The sequence below is a fragment of the Paracoccus sp. NIOT.M2S5SZ12 genome (genome assembly GCF_057748165.1).
Map to the genome: position 1 here is coordinate 1 of NZ_JBYLFR010000004.1, position 20,366 is coordinate 20,366.

A 20,366-nucleotide genomic window follows, 5' to 3' on the forward strand; every position below is an offset into this window, starting at 1 on the left:
GGTGCGGTAGCGGGCGGGCTTGGGCTTGCTCATGCTGCCCATCTAACCGCATGGATTCACCAAGTGAATCCTTCACGGGGAGAGTTCTGCAACAACGCCATATAAATAGCCTACAGGCTAAGATGCGATAGCACGGTAATAAGAACATAAGCTAAAGAGGCTACAGTAGTTAGACTGTATATGGTTAATGACTAGACCTATCGGTCAGCCTGTAGGCTTATTAATTAATAGAAGATATGATTTAGACTACTGGGTGTCCATCTTATTATGTAGCTATTCTTTGTAGGTTACCGACAGGAGTCCAAGGATTTTCACTCTGCAAAGAGTGACAGATAGAACACTGATAAGTGTTTTAGCTGATCCGCTGGCGCTCGTAATACCAACAGTCCTAATACATATGTATACCTTTATTACTATGTGTAATTTAGATCATCCTTACACGGGTGCAACTTTAGCCTAGTTCCGTTTATTTAGTCATTGTTATCAGTGATATGTTCACTGTTAGTTCCTGCCCGGCCCTTGGTCGTATTCAGTCAGAAAAGGCTATCCTTTCGCTCTCTTAGACAAACTGAAATATTCAATTTTCCATCAGGGAAGGGTAGTGCCAACTTAGGGCATGTTGCCTATCTTCTATTGACTTCCTGGAATACTTTAGGGTGCCTCTCACTAAGCGATTCTTTCGGTTATCAGTGTCTCAATGAGCCTTGGTGGTGTGAGATAGCACCTGTGAGACGATAGCCCCATGAATCCTGTCTCACTGAAATGCCATTTACATTTTGAGACGATCACGGCATAACATCTTAGACCCTATTGAGACTGATTCCCCAATTGGAGACTAGGACCATGCTTGTTGGATATGCCCGAACCTCTACCCTGGACCAGACCGCAGGACTTGCAGCCCAAGAGCGTGATTTACACCAAGCAGGCTGTGAGAAGCTGTTTGTAGAGCAGGTTTCATCAGTAGACGTGACAGCCCGTCAGAAGCTTGCTGAGGCCCTGGAGTTCATTAGGGAAGGTGACACCCTTATTGTCACTAAGTTGGATCGTCTGGCCCGCTCTGTGGCCCATCTGCATGAACTATTGTCCATGATCCAAGCCAAGGGTGCTGCACTCAAGATACTTGATATGGGGATTGATACCTCTACGCCCACTGGCAAGCTGATGTTGAACATCATGGGTGGTGTAGCTGAGTTCGAGAGAAGCATCATGCTAGAGCGTCAGAGGGAAGGGATTGCCAAGGCCAAGGCACAAGGGAAGTACAAAGGCAGGAAGCCTACAGCCATGTCACAGGCAGAGAAGGTGAAGCAGCTACACAGTGAGGGAATGAAGCCAGCAAAGATCGTAGAGACGCTTGGTATCAGCCGCGCCTCTGTCTATCGTTGTCTGTCAGACTAATTTTCTTGACTTGAGTGTAGGATGATGAACGGGGATTCCCTTACGGGAGTCCTCTTTCTGATTCGCAGAAGGCTTAGGGTCCCCCCTGAAAATAACCGGACCACCCTTGTAGCGTTCGGGTAGGGCTACTGATCTACAAAATAAAAAAATTTACCTAAGCTCTCTCGCCTGCTTCTTGATGCTGTTGCACGTATCCCAAGTAAAGTTGTCTAGAAGGTCTGGGCGGCGCAAAAGCTGATCGCATTCCTTAGCTTGACGTTTAATTCGCATTTCAGAGGAAAAAGCCTCAAGCCGATTTGCCTCTGCTCGTGCTGTGTACTGACTGACAGCAACCCATCCCCCAGCGACGATGATAACTAGACAGGCTGCACCTAGGAGGACTTGTAGCGCCTTCGGCATAGGATCACCTTTTTGTGGCTGCTAACCTGATAGCTCAGGCTACGTCCTTCCCAAAGTGAAAACTTCATGGCCTCTGAGGAAAACACCAAGGAGCAACCTGGATTCTAGAAAAAAAATCGTAGGAGTGAGCCTGACAGGTGGGATATAGAGGTGGGAAAGCACCCTACTAACTAACTGTATTCATTAGCAAAGGGATGCTTGGTGGAGCCGAGGGGAATCGAACCCCTGACCTCGTCATTGCGAACGACGCGCTCTACCAACTGAGCTACGACCCCACGTGCGCCTTGGTGTATCCGGCACGGCGCGATTGTCAAGGGGCCGGGTCGTCGACCCGGCTCCTTTCCGTCACTCTGCCGCCTGCGCGTAGCTTTCCAGCGGCGGGCAGGTGCAGATCAGGTTGCGGTCGCCATGGGCGTTGTCCACACGGCCCACGGGCGGCCAGTACTTGTCCACCCGGAAGGCGCCCGGAGGGAAGCAGCCCTGTTCGCGCGAGTAGGGGCGGTCCCACTCGCGGACCAGATCCTCGACCGTATGCGGCGCGTGGCGCAGCGGGCTCTGATCCGCCGCGATGCGGCCCTCGGCCACCTCGGTGATCTCGTCGCGGATGGCCAGCAGGGCGGTGATGAAGCGGTCGATCTCGGCCTTCGTCTCGCTCTCGGTCGGCTCGACCATCAGCGTGCCGCTGACCGGCCAGCTCATCGTGGGGGCGTGGAAACCGTTGTCGATCAGGCGTTTGGCGATGTCGTCCACCGTCACGCCGTGCTCGGCAAAGGGCCGCGTGTCGATGATGCATTCATGCGCCACCCGGCCGCGATTGCCCATGAACAGGATCGGATAGGCCCCGGCCAGCCGCGCCGCGACATAGTTCGCGTTCAGGATCGCCACGCGCGTGGCCTGCGTCAGGCCCTCGCCACCCATCATCAGGCAATAGGCCCAGCTGATCAGCAGGATCGACGCCGACCCGTAGGGCGCCGCCGACACGGCGCCTTCGCCCCCCTGCGGATCGCCGGGCAGGAAGGGCGCCAGATGCGCCTTGACCCCGATCGGCCCCATGCCGGGGCCGCCGCCGCCATGCGGGATGGCAAAGGTCTTGTGCAGGTTCAGGTGGCTGACATCGCCGCCGATCTCGCCGGGTTTCACCAGACCGACCAGCGCGTTCATGTTCGCGCCGTCGATATAGACCTGACCGCCGTGTTCATGCGTGATATCGCAGACCTGCCGCACGGTATCCTCGAAGACGCCATGCGTGCTGGGATAGGTGATCATCACCGCCGCCAGCCGGTCGCCAGCCTTGGCCGCCTTGTCGGCGAAATCCTCCAGGTCGATATCGCCGTTCGGCGCGGATTTCACCACCACGACCTGCATTCCGCACATCTGCGCCGATGCCGGGTTGGTGCCGTGCGCGGACATCGGGATCAGGCAGATGTCGCGCTCCTCTCCGCGCGCCCTGTGATAGGCCTGGATGGTCAGCAGCCCGGCATATTCCCCCTGCGCGCCGCTGTTCGGCTGCATCGAAAACGCATCATAGCCGGTGATCACGCACAGCTTCTGGGTCAGGTCCGCGATCGCCTCATGATACCCCGCCGCCTGATCGGCCGGCGCGAAGGGATGCAGCGCGCCGAATTGCGGCCAGGTGATCGGCATCATCTCGGCCGCGGCGTTCAGCTTCATGGTGCAGGAGCCCAAGGGGATCATCGCACGGTCCAGCGCCAGGTCCCGGTCCGACAGGCGGCGCATATAGCGCATCATCTCGGATTCGGCGCGGTTCATGTGAAACACCGGATGGGTCAGGTACTCGCTCTCGCGCAGCAGCGCTTCGGGGATCGCGGGCGCCGTCGCCGCAGGGGCCGCATCGGTGATCCCGAACGCGTCCAGCAGGCGAACGATCACGCCCGCATCGGTCGTCTCGTCCACGCTGATGCCCACGCGGTCGCGGCCCACCTTGCGCAGGTTGATGCCGCGATGACGCGCGGCGGCCATGATGCCCTGCTGGCCCACGCCCACCTTGACGGTGATCGTGTCAAAGAACGCCTCCGGCGCGACCTCGGCACCCGCAGCACGCAGGGCATCGGCCACCGTGACCGCGTGCAAATGCACCCGCTGCGCGATGGCCCTCAGGCCGACCGGCCCGTGGAACACTGCATAAAACCCTGCCATCACCGCCAGCAGAGCCTGCGCGGTGCAGACGTTGCTGGTGGCCTTCTCGCGGCGGATATGCTGCTCGCGCGTCTGCAGCGACAGGCGCAGCGCCTGATTGCCCGAACTGTCGATGCTGACGCCCACGATGCGCCCCGGCATCGCCCGCTTCAGCGCGTCGCGGCAGGACATGAAGGCCGCATGCGGCCCGCCATAGCCCATCGGCACGCCAAAGCGCTGCGACGATCCGACGGCGATGTCGGCGCCCATCGCACCCGGCTCCTTCAGCACGCACAGCGCCAGCAGATCGGTCGCGACGATGGCCAGCGCGCCCGCGGCATGCAGCGCCTCGATCTCGGGGGTCAGGTCGCGGAGATGGCCATAGGTGCCGGGATACTGGAACACCGCGGCAAAGACCTGATCCGCCACCAGATCGTCGACCGAGCCCTTGATGACGCGGATGCCCAAAGGCGCGGCCCGGGTCTCGATCACCGCGATGGTCTGCGGGTGCAGGTCATGGGCCACGAAGAACGCATCCGCCTTGGACTTCGACTGCCGCCGCGCCATGGCCATCGCCTCGGCCGCCGCCGTCGCCTCGTCCAGCAGGGACGCGTTCGCGACCGGCAACCCGGTCAGATCCGCCACCATCGTCTGGAAGTTCAGCAGCGCCTCAAGCCGCCCCTGCGCGATCTCGGGCTGGTAGGGGGTGTAGGCCGTGTACCAGGCAGGGTTCTCCAGGATGTTGCGCTGGATCGCGGGCGGCGTGACGGTCCCGTAATAGCCCTGCCCGATCAGGCTGGTCATCACGCGGTTCTTCTCGGCCACCTCGCGCATCCGCGCGATCAGCCCCGCCTCGGAGAGGGCCGGCCAGTCCAGCGCATCCGACTGGCGGATGGCGGCAGGCACGGTCTGCTCGATCAGCTGGTCCAGGCTGTCGGCGCCCACCGCCTTCAGCATCGCCTCCATCTCGACCGGAGACGGTCCGATATGGCGCCGGTTGGCGAAATCGTCGGGATTGTATGTGCTTGCGGTCCAGCGGCTCATCACGCCTCCTTGCGGGGCGGGCCAGCCCCCTCTTCTTCACTCAAATATCCTCGGGGGGTCCGGGGGGCGAAGCGCCCCCGGACTTCGCCGGGCCGCACGGCCCGGCCGTCGCTTACCCGACCAGCGCCTTGTAGGCCGCCTCGTCCATGAACCCGTCAATGGCACCCGCATCCGCGGGCTTGATGCGGAAGAACCAGGCCGCCATCGGATCGCCGTTCACGTCGCCGGGCGCATCGGCCAGCGCGCCGTTCACCGCCGTGATCACGCCCGCCACCGGCGCCGCGATGTCGCTGGCCGCCTTGACGCTCTCGATCACCACGACCTCGTCGCCCGCCGCGACCTCGCGGCCCTCCTCGGGCAGCTCGATGAAGACGACATCGCCCAGCTGCTCGCTGGCATGTTTCGTGATGCCCACGACGATCTCGTCGCCCTCGGCGCGCAGCCATTCATGGTCTTCGGTGTATTTCAGCATGATGTCCTCAGCGTTTGTAGGAGGGGATGACGAAGGGCAGGGCGCAGACCGTCAGCGGCACGCGCTTGCCGCGCAGCTCGGCCTCGATCGTGGCGCCCTCGGGGATGTCGGCGGGAATGCGCGCCATGGCGATGGGCCCGCCCACCGACGGGCCGAACCCGCCCGAACTGACAGTCCCGATGGGGGCGCCGTCCTCGGCGAACAGCGCGACCCCCTCGCGGATCGGCGCGCGCCCCTCGGGGCGCAGCCCGCGCCGGGTGACGGCGGGGGCGCCCAACTCGGCCAGGACCGCATCGGCGCCCGGAAACCCGCCCGCGCGCGTGCCACCGCTGCGACGCACCTTGGGGATCGACCAGCCAAGCGCCGCCTGCGCGGGCGTCACGCCCTGATCCATGTCATGGCCGTAAAGCGGCATCCCCGCCTCCAGCCGCAGCGAATCGCGCGCGCCCAGACCGATGGGCGCGACCTCGGGCTGATCCAGCAGCGCCCGGGCAAACGCCTCCAGCCGCGCCTCGGGCACCGAGATCTCGAACCCGTCCTCGCCGGTATAGCCCGACCGAGAGATCCACAGCGCGACCCCGTCCCAGTCCAGCACCGTGCTGTCCATGAAGCGCATCGCGCCCACCCCCGGCACCAGCCGCGCCAGCGTCGCCTCGGCCTGCGGCCCCTGCAGCGCAATGAGTCCGCGATCGGTCACCGGCGTCACCGTCACGCCCGAAAGCCCCCGCAGATGCGCGATGTCCTGGTCCGCACAGGCCGCGTTCACGACCAGCAGATAATGATCGCCCCGATTGGCGAACATCAGGTCGTCCAGGACCCCGCCCGCATCGTTGGTGAACAACCCGTAACGCTGCCGCCCCGGCGCCAGCCCCGCCACATCGGCCGGGATCAGCGTCTCCAGCGCGGCGGCGGCGGTGGTCATGTCGCCATCGTCCGGCGTCACCAGGACCTGGCCCATATGGCTGACATCGAACAGTCCGGCCTGGGCGCGGGTGTGCAGATGCTCGGCCATCACGCCCATCGGGTATTGGACCGGCATCTCCCAGCCCGCGAAGGGCACCATCCGGGCGCCCAGTTCGACATGAAGGTCGTAAAGACCCGTCCGGCGGCTCGTCTCGGCCATCTGGCCTCCTGCATCTGCGCCGGACAGCCGGCATCGGTGGGCCGGGGGGTGCCCCCCGCGCGTCGATGCCCCCTCTGTCCCTGCCGCAAGCGGCGCCTGAGATCGTTATCCCTTCGGCGGGCCTCTCGGCCACTCTCCAGAGTTCTTGGGGAAGACGGTCCTTTCGCCTGAGAGCTTGCCGGGGCGGCTTCTCCTTCGGCCCCGGCGCTGCCGCCGGCGTCTCCCGAATTCCTGCCTTCGGTGCTAGCCGCGCGCCCGCTGCAAGGCAAGACCTTTGTCGCAGCCGGACGCCGAAGCGGCGCTTTTCGCCCATGGGACGGGCGGGCGTTGACAGGAAGCTGCGCCCTGCGCAACCTCGCGGTGAACCCCGGACAGACAGCCATGCCGCCCAAGTTCTTCCAGATCGGCTTCAACAAATGCGGCACGACCTTCATCGCGCGGCTGTTCGACCTGAACCGCATCCCCGCCGCGCACTGGCTGGAGGGGGCGCTGGCCGATGACATCGCCCATGCGAAGCTCTCGGGCACCAGGCCCTTGGCGCGATGGGCCGACGGCATCACGGCCTTCACAGACATGGAATCGGTGCGCTTCCTGAACATGCCGGTGATCGAGGCGTTCAAGGACTATGCCCTGCTGGACGCGCATTATCCCGGCGCGGTCTTTCTGCTGAACACCCGCCGGGTCGAGGACTGGATCGCCAGCCGCTATCTCCACCGGGGCGGCGCCTATGCGCGCAGCATCGCGGCGGCGATGGACGTGCCTCTGGGCGCCCTGGGCGACATCTGGGCGGCGGACTGGGACGCGCATCTGGCGGGCGTGCGTGCGCATTTCGCGGGACGCGAGTGCTTCATCGACATCGACATCGACGAGGCCGCCCCCGAGGACTACCGCACCGCCCTGTCCCCTTGGTACGACCTGCCACATCTGCCGCCCCTGCCGGGCGCAGGGGTGCGCCGCGCCCGCCGGACGACCCTGCCCAAGGTCCTGGCGATGATGGACGAACCCCAGCCCGGCGCGGAGGAGGACCCCAACCGCCGCGCACAGCTGGCCGCCCGCCTGGCGCGCCTGGCCGCGCCCGCCCGCCTGCGGCAGAAGGGCGGAATCGACCGCCCGCCGCATGGTCAGGCGCTGTGCCTGGACCTGGAGCGCGATCAGCTGCGCGGCGCCGACGGGACGGTGATGCCGCTGATCCGCGGGCCGCAGGGTCTGTTCCATCTGGCCGCGGAACGGCCCGGCCTGCTGCGCGCCGCGGCCATGGCAAACGACATCGCGCAGGTGACCGGGCGCGGCCGCTACTGGCTGGACCCGCGCCCCGCGACCTGGGCGGGCAGCGGCCCCGACGATCCGGCGGATGGCCCGCTGATCGCGTCGCTGCGCCGTCGCGAGGCGCGCAACGTCTTTCTGTGGCCCGCGCCCTGGCGGCACCGCATCGGGAACGCGGGCTTTCCCGGCAGCCCGGTCGCGGCCGGTCCCGAATGGGACGACCGGGCCGACATCCTGTCCTGGCGTGGCACGCTGTCGGGCCATGCGCCCGACGACCGCCAACCCGCCGAGGCGCTGATCACCGCGTTGGAGCACGATCCGCACGGCCCCGCCTGCGCCCTGCTGCCGCGGACCGGGCGCTGGCGGGTCCTGTCGGCGCTGGCCGGGCGGGCGGGCATGGACCTGGCGCTGATCCCGGATGCGCGACGCGACCGGGTGCTGGCCCGCGCCGGGCTGACCGCCCCGGTGCCCGTGGCCGCAGCGGGGACGCCCGCCCGCTTTCATCTGGCCCTGTCCGGGTCCGAGGGGGATGCCGATGCCCTGCCGCTGCTGGGCGGTCAGGCGCTGGTCCTGATCGAGGAGGACGGGTGGGAGGGCTTCGTCACGGGCCTGTTCCGCGCGCACAGGCACTATCTGCCGCTGGCGCCGGGCTGCACCGACCTGGACCGGCAGCTGGACTGGGCGCGCGCCCATCCGCAGGAATGCCGCCGGATGGTGCGTCAGGCCCGGCGCCTCTGGGCACGGCTGGCCGATCCGGCGGGTCGTCGGCTGCATCTGGCGCAGGTGCTGGCCGACTACCGCCGCGCCACAGGCCAGGACTAGCCGCGCGGAAAGACGAAGACCCGGTCGCGGCGCAGCATCACCCACATGGGCGTGCCCGGCGGCGGCAGGAACACCCCCGGCACTGTCGCGTTCAGGGCGATGGCGCCTTCGTCGGTCGCGAACTCCACCAGCGATTCGCGGCCCAGATAGCGGGCGCGGGTGACGCGGGCGCGTGCCGCGGTGCCGTTCTCCGCCGTGGGGGCGGGGCCTTGACCCGCGCGGTCGAAGTCGATCTTCAGGTGCTGCGGGCGGATGACGATGTCAACCTCGGCCCCGTCGGGCAGGCCTGGCGTCAGGAACTCGCCGAAGGGCGTCGCGGTCAGGGCGCCCCGCACCCGGCCGGTCAGCACGTTGATGTCGCTGAAGAAGGCCGCCGCCTGCCGGTCCACCGGCGCGTTGTAGAGATTGTAGGGCGCGCCCTGCTGCACGATCCGGCCCGCCCGCATCAGCAGGATCTGGTCGGCCATGCGCATCGCCTCATGCGGCTCGTGGGTGACCAGCAGGACGGCGGTGCCCTCCTCCTTCAGCAGGGCCAGCGTCTCGTCGCGAATGCCGTCGCGCAGCCGCTCGTCCAGCCCGCTGAAGGGCTCGTCCATCAGCAGGACGCGGGGCCTGGGCGCCAGCGCGCGGGCCAGGGCCACGCGCTGCTGCTCTCCGCCCGACAGCTCGTGCGGCCAGCTGTCGATGTGGCGGCCCATGCGCACGCGATCCAGCAGTTCGGCCACGCGGTTGCGGTTGGCCTTCCAGCCGCCGGGCAGGCCGAAGGCCACGTTCTCGCGCACCGGCAGATGCGGGAACAGGGCGAAATCCTGGAACATCAGGCCGATGGCGCGCTGTTCGGGCGGGACGCGGACCTGCGTGTCGCAGATCAGCTGGCCATCGACCAGGATGCGGCCCCGGTCCTGCATGTCGACCCCCGCCACGATGCGCAGCGTGGTCGACTTGCCGCAGCCCGAGGGGCCCAGCAGGCAGGCCACCTGACCCGCCTCGACCCGAAAGCTGACATCGTCCACCACCGCCCGTCCGTCGAAGCGGCGGGTCAGTCCCTGAACATCCAGGCGGGGGGGCAAGGTCACGGGCAATCCTTGGCGTTTCGGTCGGGCGTGCCTATCAGGCACGCCCCCCTCCTGCAACCGCGCGGCCCTACACGGTCACGTTCAGCGCGCCCCCGTCCAAGAGCAGGTTCTGCCCAACGATGAACTGCGCATGCCGGCTGCACAGGAAGGCACAGGCGGCGCCGAAATCCTCGGCCGTGCCATAGGTGCCGGTCGGGATGCCCGCCTGACGCTGTGCGCGGGCCTGATCGACGGAGATGCCCTGCGCCTTGGCCACGCCTGCATCCAGGCTGTCGGCCCGGTCGGTGGCGTGGATTCCGGGCAGCAGATTGTTCACGCAGACGCCCTTGCCCGCCACTTGGCGCGACATGCCCGCCACGAACCCGGTCAGCCCGGTCCGCGCCGTGTTGGACAGCCCCAAGACCGAGATCGGCGCGCGGACCGAGCCTGAGGTGATGTTCACCACCCGGCCCCAGCCCCGGTCCATCATCCCCGGCACCAGCGCCTGCATCAGCGCGATGGCCGACAGCATGTTGGCGTCCAGCGCCCGAATGAAGTCGTCGCGCGACCAGTCCTGCCAGTTGCCCGGCGGCGGGCCGCCCGCATTGGTCACCAGGATGTCGGCATGGCCCACGGCCTCCAGGACGCGGGCGCGACCGTCCTCGGTGGTGATGTCGGCGGCGACAGGGATGACCTTGACGCCGTGGCGTTCGGCGATCTCATGGGCGGTCCGGGTGATCTCGGCCTCGGTGCGGGCGTTGATGACCAGGTTCACGCCCGCCTCGGCCAGCGCCTCGGCGCAGCCGCGCCCCAACCCCTTGGAGGCCGCGCAGACCAGCCCCCGCTTGCCCCTGATGCCCAGATCCATCGCGTCCTCCTGATGCTTGCGCGGCGCAGGAGACGCGGGCGGGGCGGCATTGTCAAACGCGATGACGTTGCGGCTCGGGGCGGGGCGCAGCCCCGCGGCGGCGAAGGGGCATCGACGGCCCCGCCGCCGCCTCGCGCTCAGCCTGCGATTGCCTCGCGGATCGCGCGCATGTTGGCGCCATAGACCTCGGCACGCTCCACCGAGCCGCCCTTGAAGACCGCCGATCCCGCCACCAGCACATCGGCCCCGGCCCGCGCCACCAGCGGCGCCGTAGACGGGTCCACCCCGCCATCGACCTGGATATGGATCGGCCGGTCGCCGATCATCTCGCGGATGCGCGCGATCTTGCCCAGCTGCCCGTGGATGAAACGCTGCCCCCCGAAGCCGGGGTTCACCGTCATGACCAGCACCACGTCGCAAAGGTCCAGCAGATACTCGACCGCCTCGGCCGGGGTGCCGGGGTTCAGCGCGATGCCCGCCTTCTTGCCGGTCGCGCGGATCGCCTGCAGCGTGCGGTGCGGATGGGGCCCCGCCTCGACATGGGCGGTGATCATGTCGGCGCCGGCCTCGGCATATGCCTCGATATAGGCGTCGACCGGGGCGATCATCAGATGCACGTCCATGACGGTCTTCACATGCGGGCGGAACGCCTGCACGGCCGGCGGGCCGAAGGTCAGGTTCGGCACGAAATGCCCGTCCATCACGTCCACATGCACCCAATCCGCGCCCTGATCCTCGATCGCGCGGATCTCGGCCCCGAAATTGGCGAAATCGGCTGAGAGGATCGACGGAGCGATCTTGATCCGGCGGTCGAAATCCATGGCTGTCTCCTTGATCGTCGGCGCGGGGAACATGGCTGCGGCCTGCCCGCTGGCGCGCGCGACGTCAAGCCCGCGATGGGCCGCGTCAGGCCGGATCGCGCAGCGCGGTGACCTCCGATGCGAGCGCCGAGCCGCCGCCCTCGAAGACCACCCGCCCGCCATCCGCGTCGAACTGGGCCTCCACGATCCGGGCATAGGCCCCGACGCGCGACTCCTGGATCAGCTCGCCGCCGCGCCGGCTCTCCAGCGTGAAGCTGTAGAGCCCGTCGGCCAGCTTGGCCCCTTCGGCATTGCGACCCAGCCAGTCCAGCTGGCCCACGCCCGGCCCGATCTCCTCGCGCGTCACCTCGCGGCCCTGCGCGTCGCGCGTGACCAGCTGGACGCTGTCGGCCAGACTGTGGGGCGCCACGTCCAGCGTGATCGGATCGTCGCCGAACCAGACCGGGGCCGTGGTTCGCGCCTCCTTGCCGATCCAGCCCGCGATGCCCGCGCCACCGCTCTGTCCGGCCATCTGCTCCAGGAACCGGTTGCTCAGCGCCGCCTGCTCCACGCCTGCGAAGGTCGCCAGCTGGATGGCGAAATCGGTGCTCTCCATCGGGTTCAGAGGGTCCTGATTCGTCAGCTGCGCGGTCAGCATCGTCAGGAACGTCTGGAAATCCGCCCCCGCGCTGGCTCTGGCAAAGCTGCCGCCCGCGGTGGTCGAGGAGGTCGTGACAGGGGTCGAGGTCGCGGTGATCACGTCAACCATGGTGGTCTCCTACAGTCTGATGTCGATGCGGCGGTCGCTGAGCGGTGTTTGGGACAGGCGGATTGCCGCGGCCGCGGGCAGGGCGGGGCCGTCCGACAGGCTGTCGCCCGCCTCTCCGTCGGCCCGGCGCCAGGTCTGGTCCGGGCGTCCCATCCGCTCGTCCTGACGGAAGTCCAGTGTGCCCGCGGTGATCCCGGCCTCGGCCAGCTGCTGCGTCAGCAGGTCGGCGTTGCGCCGGATCAGGTCCAGCGTCTCGGGGCGTTCGGCCCAGATGGTGATCTGGCCGCGATCCGCGCCGGTCATGACCAGCCGCAGACGCCCCAGCTCCTCGGGGGACAGGGCGATCTCGGTGCGGTCGCCGCGCGCCGTCACCACCGCCTCGGCCACCTGCTGCATCACCGGGCGCGGATCGTGCTGGACGGTGGCACCTGCGGGTCCGGCCGTCGAGCCGCGTGCTGGACCGTGCAGCGACGGATCGCGCCCGCCCTCTAGCCCGTGCACCAGGGCGGCCATGCTGTCCGCAAGCCCGGCGGGCAGATCGGCGCTCCGGGCGGCTACCGGCGAATCGCCGCCGGGTGCCGCGGCCGAGATGGCGGCAGGCGGCGGGGCTTGCTCCACCCGGTCGGACGCGATGGCGGCGGCCTTCGGTGTTACCGCGTCCGGGGGCGGCATATCGGGATGCAGGGGGGCCTTGCCGGGCTCGGTCCGCTTTGGCAACGGCGTGGCGGGGAGGGCGGCAGCCGTGCCACTCTGCAGCGGCGCCGCCACCAAGGCCGGCATGTCGGGATGCAGGGGGGCGTTACTGGACTCGATCCGCTTTGTCAGCGGTGTGGCGGTGACGGCGGCAGCCGCACCCGCCTGCAGCGGCGCGGCCACGTCCGGCTCCGTTGCCGTGGAGGTCACCGCGGCTGGCGTCGCCTGCGGCTCGGCCACGCCGCCGACGGGTCGTGCAGGCTGCGGCGGCGCTTCGGTCATGGCCGCTGCCTGAGGAGCGGATGCGACGGGCATCGCGACGGGAGCCACCGGCAGATCGGGCGTGGCGGTCATCTCGGGGCGGGGGACATCCGCGTCGCCCGCGGCGGCGTCGATCGCCGGCGGGGTCCCGCCCTCGGCCTTGACGACCATCTGCGGCAACTGGGGCAGGCCCGCCGCCAGCGCCTCCAGCGCGGGATCGGTGCCCGGAACGGCGGCGAAATCCGGACTGAGCCCTGCCTGCCCCGCCAGCCAGCGCGCCAGCGCGTCGCCCGAAGGGGCCGTGTGCGGCGCCGCGTGCGTCGCTGCCGCCCAATCCGGCATCACCAGCTCCGCCCCCGGCCAGGCGGCAAAACCAGAATCGCCCATCGGCAACGGCATTGTCGCCGGCGTGGCTGGGATGCCGTCCATCCGGGGCGCTGCGGTCGGAATCATGTGGATGTCGGCCATGGAGCGAACCTTTCGCGGTTTTTTCCCTGATACCCGTGATTCCTTACCAATTATTTACCGCTCTGGCGTGAATATCGGCCCCATCCGATCCAATGCGGGGACATGATGCAGATCGAACCGATACAACCCAAGACCCTGACGGGCGGTGCGCCTCTTTCGGCCGCCGACAAGCTTGAACAGGCCTTTCTGGAGGAGATGCTGAAATACTGCGGCCCCTCCGCCTCCGAAGGCGGCTTCTCCGGCGGCGCCGGGGAGGAGCAGTTCTCCAGCTTCCTCACGCGCGAGCATGCGGGTCTGATGGCCCGCCGCCTGGACCTCGGCTTCGCGGGCCTGCTGGAGGGCCGCGCATGAGCCGCGCCCTGACCCGCGAGGTCGCCCAGATCCGCGCCGCGCTTCTGGCCGGGAACCCACAGGCCGCCCTGTCCGCGCTGGACGAGATGACGCGGATCGCTGCCCGCAAGGGCATCGACGCGGCCACGCGCGACGCGCTTGAGCCCGTCATGGCGGAGATCCGGATGCTGGCCCAGGCCTCGCTGAAGGGGGCCCAGCAGGCCGCCGAACAGGTGCGCGCCATCGTGATGGCCGCGCGCAGCCTGCAGACCTACGATTCCTTGGGCCGCCGCACGGTCAGCGAGACCCGCGCGAACGCACCGCAAAGGTTTTGATAAAATGCGCCGGAAGGTTTGTTTGAGACGAGGGTCCCAATTCACTACTTGTCAATAACCGGCCGCTAAACCGGAGACATGCCAGGGAAATGGCAAGGGCAACCGCCCGACAGGTCAGAAGGCCACAAGATGCAATCCCGGTGCAAAGCACCTGATGGAGGACAACATGACCAGCATTCTGACCAACAACAGCGCCATGGTCGCGCTGCAGACCCTGAAGAACATCAACTCGCAGCTGGGTAAAACCCAGGCCGACATCGCGACCGGCAAGTCGGTCGCCAACGCCAAGGACAACGCCGCCGTTTGGGCGATCTCAAAGGTCATGGAGACCGACCAGTCGGGCTTCAAGACGATCCAGTCGAACCTGAACGTGGCCGACTCGGTCGTCGGAACCGCCCGAAAGGGCGCCGAAGAAGTCGTCAAGCTCCTGACCGAGATGAAGAACCTGGCCATCGGCGCCGGCAACGACGCGGCCGACTTCGGCAAGATCCAGACGGACATCGACGGCAAGATGGCCCAGATCAACGCGGTCATCGGCGCGTCGCAGATGAACGGCATCAACCTGCTGAAGACCGACGTGAACGGCGCAGGCGCGACCGACTTCACCGTCTTGGGATCGCTGGACCGCACGAACGGCACCGTCGCGACCGCATCCAGCGACATTGTCGTCGCGGGCGTGGATTTCGAGGCCAACATCGGTGGCGCCGTTCCCACGGCGATCACCGATCAGGCCACGGCCAAGACCGCGATCGGCGAGATCGAGGCCCTGCTTGACATCGCGGTCCAAGGTGCCGCCGATCTGGGCTCATCGGGCAAGCGGATTTCGGACCAGTCGAACTTCGTGGGCGCGCTGGCCGACTCGCTGAAGGCCGGTGTCGGCTCGCTGGTAGACGCTGACATGGAGGAGGCCTCGGCCCGCCTTCAGGCGCTGCAGACCCAGCAGCAGCTGGGCATCCAAGCTCTGTCGATCGCCAACCAGGCGCCGGGCGCCGTAATGTCGCTCTTCCGCTGATGAAGACCGGCGGGCGCCTTCGGGCGCCCGCCGCCCCAGACAGAATTCCAGGCCTTGATCTCACTCCAGAACGGGAAGCACGATCTTGAACGCGGTAACGCCACTCACCGACCATGGCTACAGGACATCCGCCATCCGCTCGCCGCGCGATGCCGAATACGACATCTTCTCGCGGGTCACGCGCATGCTGCGCCAGGCGCCGCGCCAGGCGGACAACACCGACACCATCCAGGCGGTGTACAAGAACTCCGAACTTTGGACGCTGCTGGCGGCCGATCTGGCAGATCCCGGCAACGGCCTGCCCGACGAGGTCAAGGCCGGACTGATCTCTCTGGCCGGTTTCGCGATCCGCCATGGTCGCGCGGTGACCCAAGGCGACGCCCTGACCGATCCGCTGATCGATATCAATATGACCGTCATGCGCGGCCTGCGGGGCGAGGGCGCGGCATGAGCGGCCTGGTCCTGAAGCTTGCCCCGAACGAGCGTGTTCTGATCAACGGCGCGGTGATCGAGAACGGCGACCGGCGCACCAAGATCGCGATCAAGACGCCGAACGTGAACGTGCTGCGCCTGCGCGACGCGATCCATCCCGACAGCGCGCACACGCCCGTATCCCGTGCCATGTATATTGCCCAGATGATCCTGTCTGGCGATGCGGACCCCGAGGACGGCCGCCGCCAGCTGCTGGTCGCGATCGAGCAGTTGAGCCAGGTCTTCGACGACCGGGACAGCCGCATCCTGCTGGCCGATGCCAGCGCCGCGGCGGTCGAGGCCAACGCCTATCAGGCGCTGCGCAAGCTGCGCGATCTGCTGCCCCGCGAGGCGCGGTTGTTCGCCGCTGCGAGGACATGAGGGCGCTATGACCATCTCTGTCGGTGCCACAGGCCTGCTGGGCTGGAAGATTGTCCAGCGGACCGAGGCCCGTCAGATCGAGGCCGTCGCCCGCGACTCGGTGGTCCAGCGTAACACGGCCTATTTCCGCGACACCATCGCGCGCACCACCAAGGCCGAGGAGCTGGTCAAGGACTTCCGCCTGCTCAGCACCACGCTGTCGGCCTTCGGACTGGAGGCCGACCTGCCCAACAAGGCTTTCATCCAGAAGGTCCTGGAGTCCGATCCCGCGGACAAGTCGTCGCTGGTCAACCGGCTGGCCGACAAGCGCTATTTGCGCATGAACGAGGCGATGGGATACGGCTCGTCCAAACCCGCGAAGGACCTGGCCGACACCATCAGCACCGCCTTCGTGCAGCGCGAGTTCGAACGCCGGATCGGAGAGGGCGACGACAACCTGCGCCTTGCCCTGAACGCGCGTCGCGAGGTGGCCCAGCTGGCCGAGCGGACCTCGTCGGACCGGACGCTTTGGTTCGAGGTGATCGGCAACGCCCCGCTGCGCAAGGTCTTTCAGGGCGCGTTCGGCTTTGGCGACAATTACGGGAGGCTGGATATCGACCGTCAGTTCGAGGAATATACTAAGGCGTCCGAGCGGCTGCTGGGCACGTCGAAATTCGACGAGATCGCCAAGCCCGAGAATCTGGAAAAGCTGATCCAGACCTTCATGGTCCGCTCCCAGCTGACGACCGCACCGGTGGCCAACCGTTACACCGCCGCACTGACGTTGCTGCAGCGCGGATGACGCAAGGAAGCGGGACCAGCGCCGCAGCCGGGAATTCGACGCTCGGCCCGTCCGCCGCACCTTGCGCCCAAGGCGTGGCTGGCTATAACCCCGGACGATTTGCCGAGATCGTTGCACGACCAGCCCGGGGGCCAGAACCATGCCGAAACGTACCGATATCAAGTCGATCCTGATCATCGGGGCAGGTCCCATCGTCATTGGGCAGGCCTGCGAGTTCGACTATTCCGGCGCCCAGGCCTGCAAGGCGCTGCGCGAGGAGGGCTACCGGGTCATCCTGGTCAACTCGAACCCCGCGACGATCATGACCGACCCGGAGATGGCCGACGCCACCTATATCGAGCCGATCACCCCCGAGGTCGTCGAGAAGATCATCGCCAAGGAGCGCCCCGATGCGCTGCTGCCGACCATGGGCGGGCAGACCGGCCTGAACACCGCGCTGGCCCTGGCCGACAGCGGCGCGCTGAACCGCTACGGGGTCGAGCTGATCGGCGCGCAGCGCAGCGCCATCGAGATGGCCGAGGACCGCAAGCTGTTCCGCGAGGCGATGGATCGCATCGGCTTGGAGAACCCGAAGGCCACCATCGTCGCGGCCCCCAAGCTGGCCAGCGGCAAGTACGACATCAATGCCGGCGTGCAGCAGGCGATGGATGCGCTGGAGGAGATCGGCCTGCCCGCCATCATCCGCCCCGCCTTCACCCTGGGCGGCACCGGTGGCGGCGTGGCCTACAACCGCGACGATTACGAACGCATCGTGCGCTCGGGGCTGGACGCGTCGCCCGTGGCGCAGGTGCTGGTCGACGAATCCCTCCTGGGGTGGAAGGAATACGAGATGGAGGTCGTGCGGGACCGCAACGACAATGCCATCATCGTCTGCGCGATCGAGAACATCGATCCGATGGGCGTACATACCGGCGACAGCATGACAGTGGCCCCGGCCCTGACCCTGACGGACCGCGAGTACCAGATCATGCGGAACGGTTCGATCGCCGTGCTGCGCGAGATCGGTGTCGAGACTGGCGGCTCGAACGTGCAATGGGCGATCAACCCGGCGGACGGCCGCATGGTGGTGATCGAGATGAACCCCCGCGTGTCGCGCAGCTCGGCCCTGGCGTCCAAGGCGACCGGCTTTCCCATCGCCAAGATCGCGGCCAAGCTGGCCGTGGGCTATACGCTGGACGAGCTGGACAACGACATCACCAAGGTCACGCCCGCGAGCTTCGAGCCGTCGATCGACTATGTCGTGACCAAGATCCCGCGCTTCGCCTTCGAGAAGTTTCCGGGTTCCAAGCCGGACCTGACCACTGCGATGAAATCGGTGGGCGAGGTCATGGCCATCGGCCGCAGCTTCCACGAATCGCTGCAGAAGGCGCTGGCCTCAATGGAGAACGGCCTGACGGGCCTCGACGAGATCGCCATCGAGGGCGCCGCCGATCAGGGCAAGCCCGCCGTCATCGCCGCCCTGTCCAAGGCCACACCCGACCGCATCCGCGTCATCGCCGAGGCCATGCGCTTCGGCCTGTCGGATGAGGAGATCCACCGCGTCACGCGCTTCGACCCGTGGTTCCTGGCCCGCATCCGAGAAATCGTCGATGCCGAGCATCAGATCCGCGAAAACGGCCTGCCCCAGGATGCCGACGGGCTGCGCCGCGTCAAGATGATGGGCTTCACCGATGCCCGCCTGGCGCATCTGACCCGGCGCGACGAAGGCGACATCCGCCGCGCCCGCCGCGCCCTGGACATCCGCCCGGTATTCAAGCGCATCGACACCTGCGCGGCCGAGTTCGAGGCGCAGACCCCATACATGTATTCGACCTACGAAGCCCCGGCGATGGGCGACGTCGAATGCGAATCGCGCCCCACCGCGGCGAAGAAGGTCGTGATCCTGGGCGGCGGTCCGAACCGCATCGGCCAGGGGATCGAGTTCGACTATTGCTGCTGCCATGCCTGCTTCGCGCTGACCAAGGCGGGCTACGAGACCATCATGGTCAACTGCAACCCCGAGACGGTCAGCACCGATTACGACACCTCGGACCGGCTGTATTTCGAACCGCTGACCTTCGAGCATGTGCTGGAGATCCTGCACACCGAACAGCAGAACGGCACGCTGCACGGCGTCATCGTCCAGTTCGGCGGCCAGACGCCCTTGAAGCTGGCCAATGCACTGGAGGAGGAGGGCATCCCGATCCTGGGCACCAGCCCCGACGCCATCGACCTGGCCGAGGACCGCGAGCGGTTCCAGAAGCTGCTGAACGATCTGGGCCTGCGCCAGCCGATCAACGGCATCGCCAGCAGCGACGCGCAAGCCATTGAAATCGCGGAGCGCATCGGCTTCCCGCTGGTCATCCGTCCCTCCTATGTGCTGGGGGGCCGCGCGATGGAGATCGTGCGCGACATGGACCACCTGCGGCGCTACATCTCGGAGGCGGTGACCGTGTCGGGCAAGAGCCCGGTCCTGCTGGACAGCTATCTGGCGGGCGCGATCGAGGTCGATGTCGACGCGCTGTGCGACGGTGAGACCGTGCATGTCGCGGGCATCATGGAGCATATCGAGGAGGCGGGCGTCCATTCGGGCGACAGCGCCTGTTCGCTGCCGCCGCACACGCTGGACGCCGCGACCATCGCGGAGCTGAAGACCCAGACCGAGGCCATGGCCCGCGCGCTGAAGGTCCGCGGCCTGATGAACGTGCAGTTCGCGCTGAAGGACGGGCAGATTTTCGTGCTGGAGGTCAACCCGCGCGCCAGCCGCACCGTGCCCTTCGTCGCCAAGGCCACCGACAGCGCCATCGCCTCGATCGCCGCGCGGCTGATGGCGGGAGAGCCGATGTCGAACTTCCCGGCCCGCGCGCCCTATCTGGCGGGCGTCGGCCCCGAGACCGACCTGCCCTTCGCCGATCCGATGACGCTGGCCGATCCGATCACGCCCTGGTTTTCGGTCAAGGAGGCGGTGCTGCCCTTCGCCCGCTTCCCCGGCGTCGACACGCTCCTGGGCCCCGAGATGCGCTCGACCGGAGAGGTCATGGGCTGGGACCGCAACTTCGCGCGCGCCTTCCTCAAGGCGCAGATGGGCGCGGGCACGCATCTGCCGACCGAGGGCCGCGTGTTCCTGTCGGTCAAGGATGCTGACAAGACGCCCGCCCTGGCCCAGGCCGCGCGCGACCTGGTGGCGATGGGCTTCACCCTGATCGCGACCTCCGGCACGGCGGATTTCCTGGATGCCGAGGGCGTGGCCTCGACCCGCGTGAACAAGGTCTATGAGGGGCGCCCGAACATCGTCGACCGTCTGAAGAACGGCGAGATCGCGATGGTCCTGAACACGACCGAAGGCGCCCAGGCCATCGCCGACAGCCGCGAGATCCGCGCCGTCGCCCTCTACGACAAGATCCCCTATTTCACCACGGCCGCGGGCAGCATCGCCGCCGTGGCGGCGATCAAGTCACGCGAGGAGGGGGAAGTCGGGGTCAGGTCGCTGCAGGCTTAGACTTGTGGTT

17 protein-coding genes, 1 tRNA gene and 1 riboswitch are annotated in these 20,366 nt (G+C 67.0%); of the genes, 9 read left to right on the forward strand and 9 right to left on the reverse strand.

The window, feature by feature from the left end; genetic code table 11:
* Positions 1–843 precede the first annotated feature (843 nt).
* Positions 844–1,395, forward strand: a complete 552-nt coding sequence (locus tag AC2SGK_RS04800; RefSeq protein WP_488322454.1) for a recombinase family protein — start codon at positions 844–846, stop codon at positions 1,393–1,395.
* A 598-nt stretch (positions 1,396–1,993) separates the two neighbouring features.
* Here AC2SGK_RS04800 and AC2SGK_RS04805 read toward each other — a convergent pair.
* From AC2SGK_RS04805 to gcvT, 4 genes are all read right to left on the reverse strand, one after another.
* Positions 1,994–2,069, reverse strand: a tRNA-Ala gene (locus tag AC2SGK_RS04805).
* Between the two features lie 70 nt (positions 2,070–2,139).
* Positions 2,140–4,974, reverse strand: coding sequence for an aminomethyl-transferring glycine dehydrogenase (gene gcvP / locus AC2SGK_RS04810; RefSeq protein ID WP_488322455.1), 2,835 nt, complete (start codon positions 4,972–4,974; stop codon positions 2,140–2,142).
* A gap of 112 nt (positions 4,975–5,086) precedes the next feature.
* Complete coding sequence (gene gcvH / locus AC2SGK_RS04815; RefSeq protein ID WP_488322669.1) at positions 5,087–5,443, reverse strand: glycine cleavage system protein GcvH; 357 nt, start codon at positions 5,441–5,443, stop codon at positions 5,087–5,089.
* Positions 5,444–5,453: 10 nt separating this feature from the next.
* Entirely contained in the window at positions 5,454–6,569 is a 1,116-nt protein-coding gene (gene gcvT, locus AC2SGK_RS04820) for a glycine cleavage system aminomethyltransferase GcvT (RefSeq protein ID WP_488322456.1), read from the reverse strand.
* Positions 6,570–6,714: 145 nt separating this feature from the next.
* Positions 6,715–6,805: riboswitch (glycine riboswitch) on the reverse strand.
* Positions 6,806–6,950: 145 nt separating this feature from the next.
* Between gcvT and AC2SGK_RS04825 the strand changes: the two genes are divergently transcribed.
* Positions 6,951–8,654, forward strand: a complete 1,704-nt coding sequence (locus AC2SGK_RS04825; protein ID WP_488322457.1) for a glycosyl transferase family 90 — start codon at positions 6,951–6,953, stop codon at positions 8,652–8,654.
* On the opposite strand, the gene AC2SGK_RS04830 is transcribed toward AC2SGK_RS04825, so the two are convergent.
* From AC2SGK_RS04830 to AC2SGK_RS04850, 5 genes are all read right to left on the reverse strand, one after another.
* On the reverse strand, positions 8,651–9,730 hold the full coding sequence (locus tag AC2SGK_RS04830; protein WP_488322458.1) for an ABC transporter ATP-binding protein: 1,080 nt from the start codon (positions 9,728–9,730) through the stop codon (positions 8,651–8,653). The genes AC2SGK_RS04825 and AC2SGK_RS04830 overlap by 4 nt on opposite strands.
* 67 nt (positions 9,731–9,797) lie before the next feature.
* On the reverse strand, positions 9,798–10,577 hold the full coding sequence (locus AC2SGK_RS04835; RefSeq protein ID WP_488322459.1) for an SDR family oxidoreductase: 780 nt from the start codon (positions 10,575–10,577) through the stop codon (positions 9,798–9,800).
* Between the two features lie 137 nt (positions 10,578–10,714).
* A complete protein-coding gene (gene rpe, locus AC2SGK_RS04840; protein ID WP_488322460.1) occupies positions 10,715–11,398 on the reverse strand; it encodes a ribulose-phosphate 3-epimerase in 684 nt (227 codons plus the stop codon).
* A gap of 85 nt (positions 11,399–11,483) precedes the next feature.
* Positions 11,484–12,146: a flagellar hook capping FlgD N-terminal domain-containing protein gene (locus AC2SGK_RS04845; protein ID WP_488322461.1), complete on the reverse strand. Its 663-nt coding sequence runs from the start codon at positions 12,144–12,146 to the stop codon at positions 11,484–11,486.
* A gap of 9 nt (positions 12,147–12,155) precedes the next feature.
* Entirely contained in the window at positions 12,156–13,487 is a 1,332-nt protein-coding gene (locus AC2SGK_RS04850) for a flagellar hook-length control protein FliK (protein ID WP_488322462.1), read from the reverse strand.
* Between the two features lie 183 nt (positions 13,488–13,670).
* Here AC2SGK_RS04850 and AC2SGK_RS04855 point away from each other — a divergent pair, with 183 nt between their 5' ends.
* From AC2SGK_RS04855 to carB, 7 genes are all read left to right on the forward strand, one after another.
* Complete coding sequence (locus tag AC2SGK_RS04855; RefSeq protein ID WP_488322463.1) at positions 13,671–13,919, forward strand: hypothetical protein; 249 nt, start codon at positions 13,671–13,673, stop codon at positions 13,917–13,919.
* The gene (locus tag AC2SGK_RS04860) at positions 13,916–14,233 is read left to right on the forward strand and encodes a hypothetical protein (RefSeq protein WP_488322464.1); all 318 of its coding nucleotides are present in this window, start codon (positions 13,916–13,918) and stop codon (positions 14,231–14,233) included. The genes AC2SGK_RS04855 and AC2SGK_RS04860 overlap by 4 nt, the downstream gene beginning before the upstream one ends.
* A gap of 166 nt (positions 14,234–14,399) precedes the next feature.
* Positions 14,400–15,245, forward strand: coding sequence for a flagellin N-terminal helical domain-containing protein (locus AC2SGK_RS04865; protein WP_488322465.1), 846 nt, complete (start codon positions 14,400–14,402; stop codon positions 15,243–15,245).
* A gap of 85 nt (positions 15,246–15,330) precedes the next feature.
* Positions 15,331–15,696 (forward strand): flagellar biosynthesis regulator FlaF, encoded by a 366-nt coding sequence (gene flaF / locus AC2SGK_RS04870; protein ID WP_488322466.1) that lies wholly within the window; start codon positions 15,331–15,333, stop codon positions 15,694–15,696.
* Positions 15,693–16,097 carry a flagellar biosynthesis repressor FlbT gene (gene flbT, locus AC2SGK_RS04875; RefSeq protein ID WP_488322467.1) on the forward strand — a complete coding sequence of 135 codons (405 nt, stop codon included), beginning with the start codon at positions 15,693–15,695 and terminating at the stop codon, positions 16,095–16,097. The genes flaF and flbT overlap by 4 nt, the downstream gene beginning before the upstream one ends.
* Before the next feature lie 7 nt (positions 16,098–16,104).
* Positions 16,105–16,878, forward strand: a complete 774-nt coding sequence (locus tag AC2SGK_RS04880; protein WP_488322468.1) for a DUF1217 domain-containing protein — start codon at positions 16,105–16,107, stop codon at positions 16,876–16,878.
* 139 nt (positions 16,879–17,017) lie between these two features.
* On the forward strand, positions 17,018–20,356 hold the full coding sequence (gene carB, locus AC2SGK_RS04885) for a carbamoyl-phosphate synthase large subunit (protein WP_488322469.1): 3,339 nt from the start codon (positions 17,018–17,020) through the stop codon (positions 20,354–20,356).
* Positions 20,357–20,366: the final 10 nt, after the last annotated feature.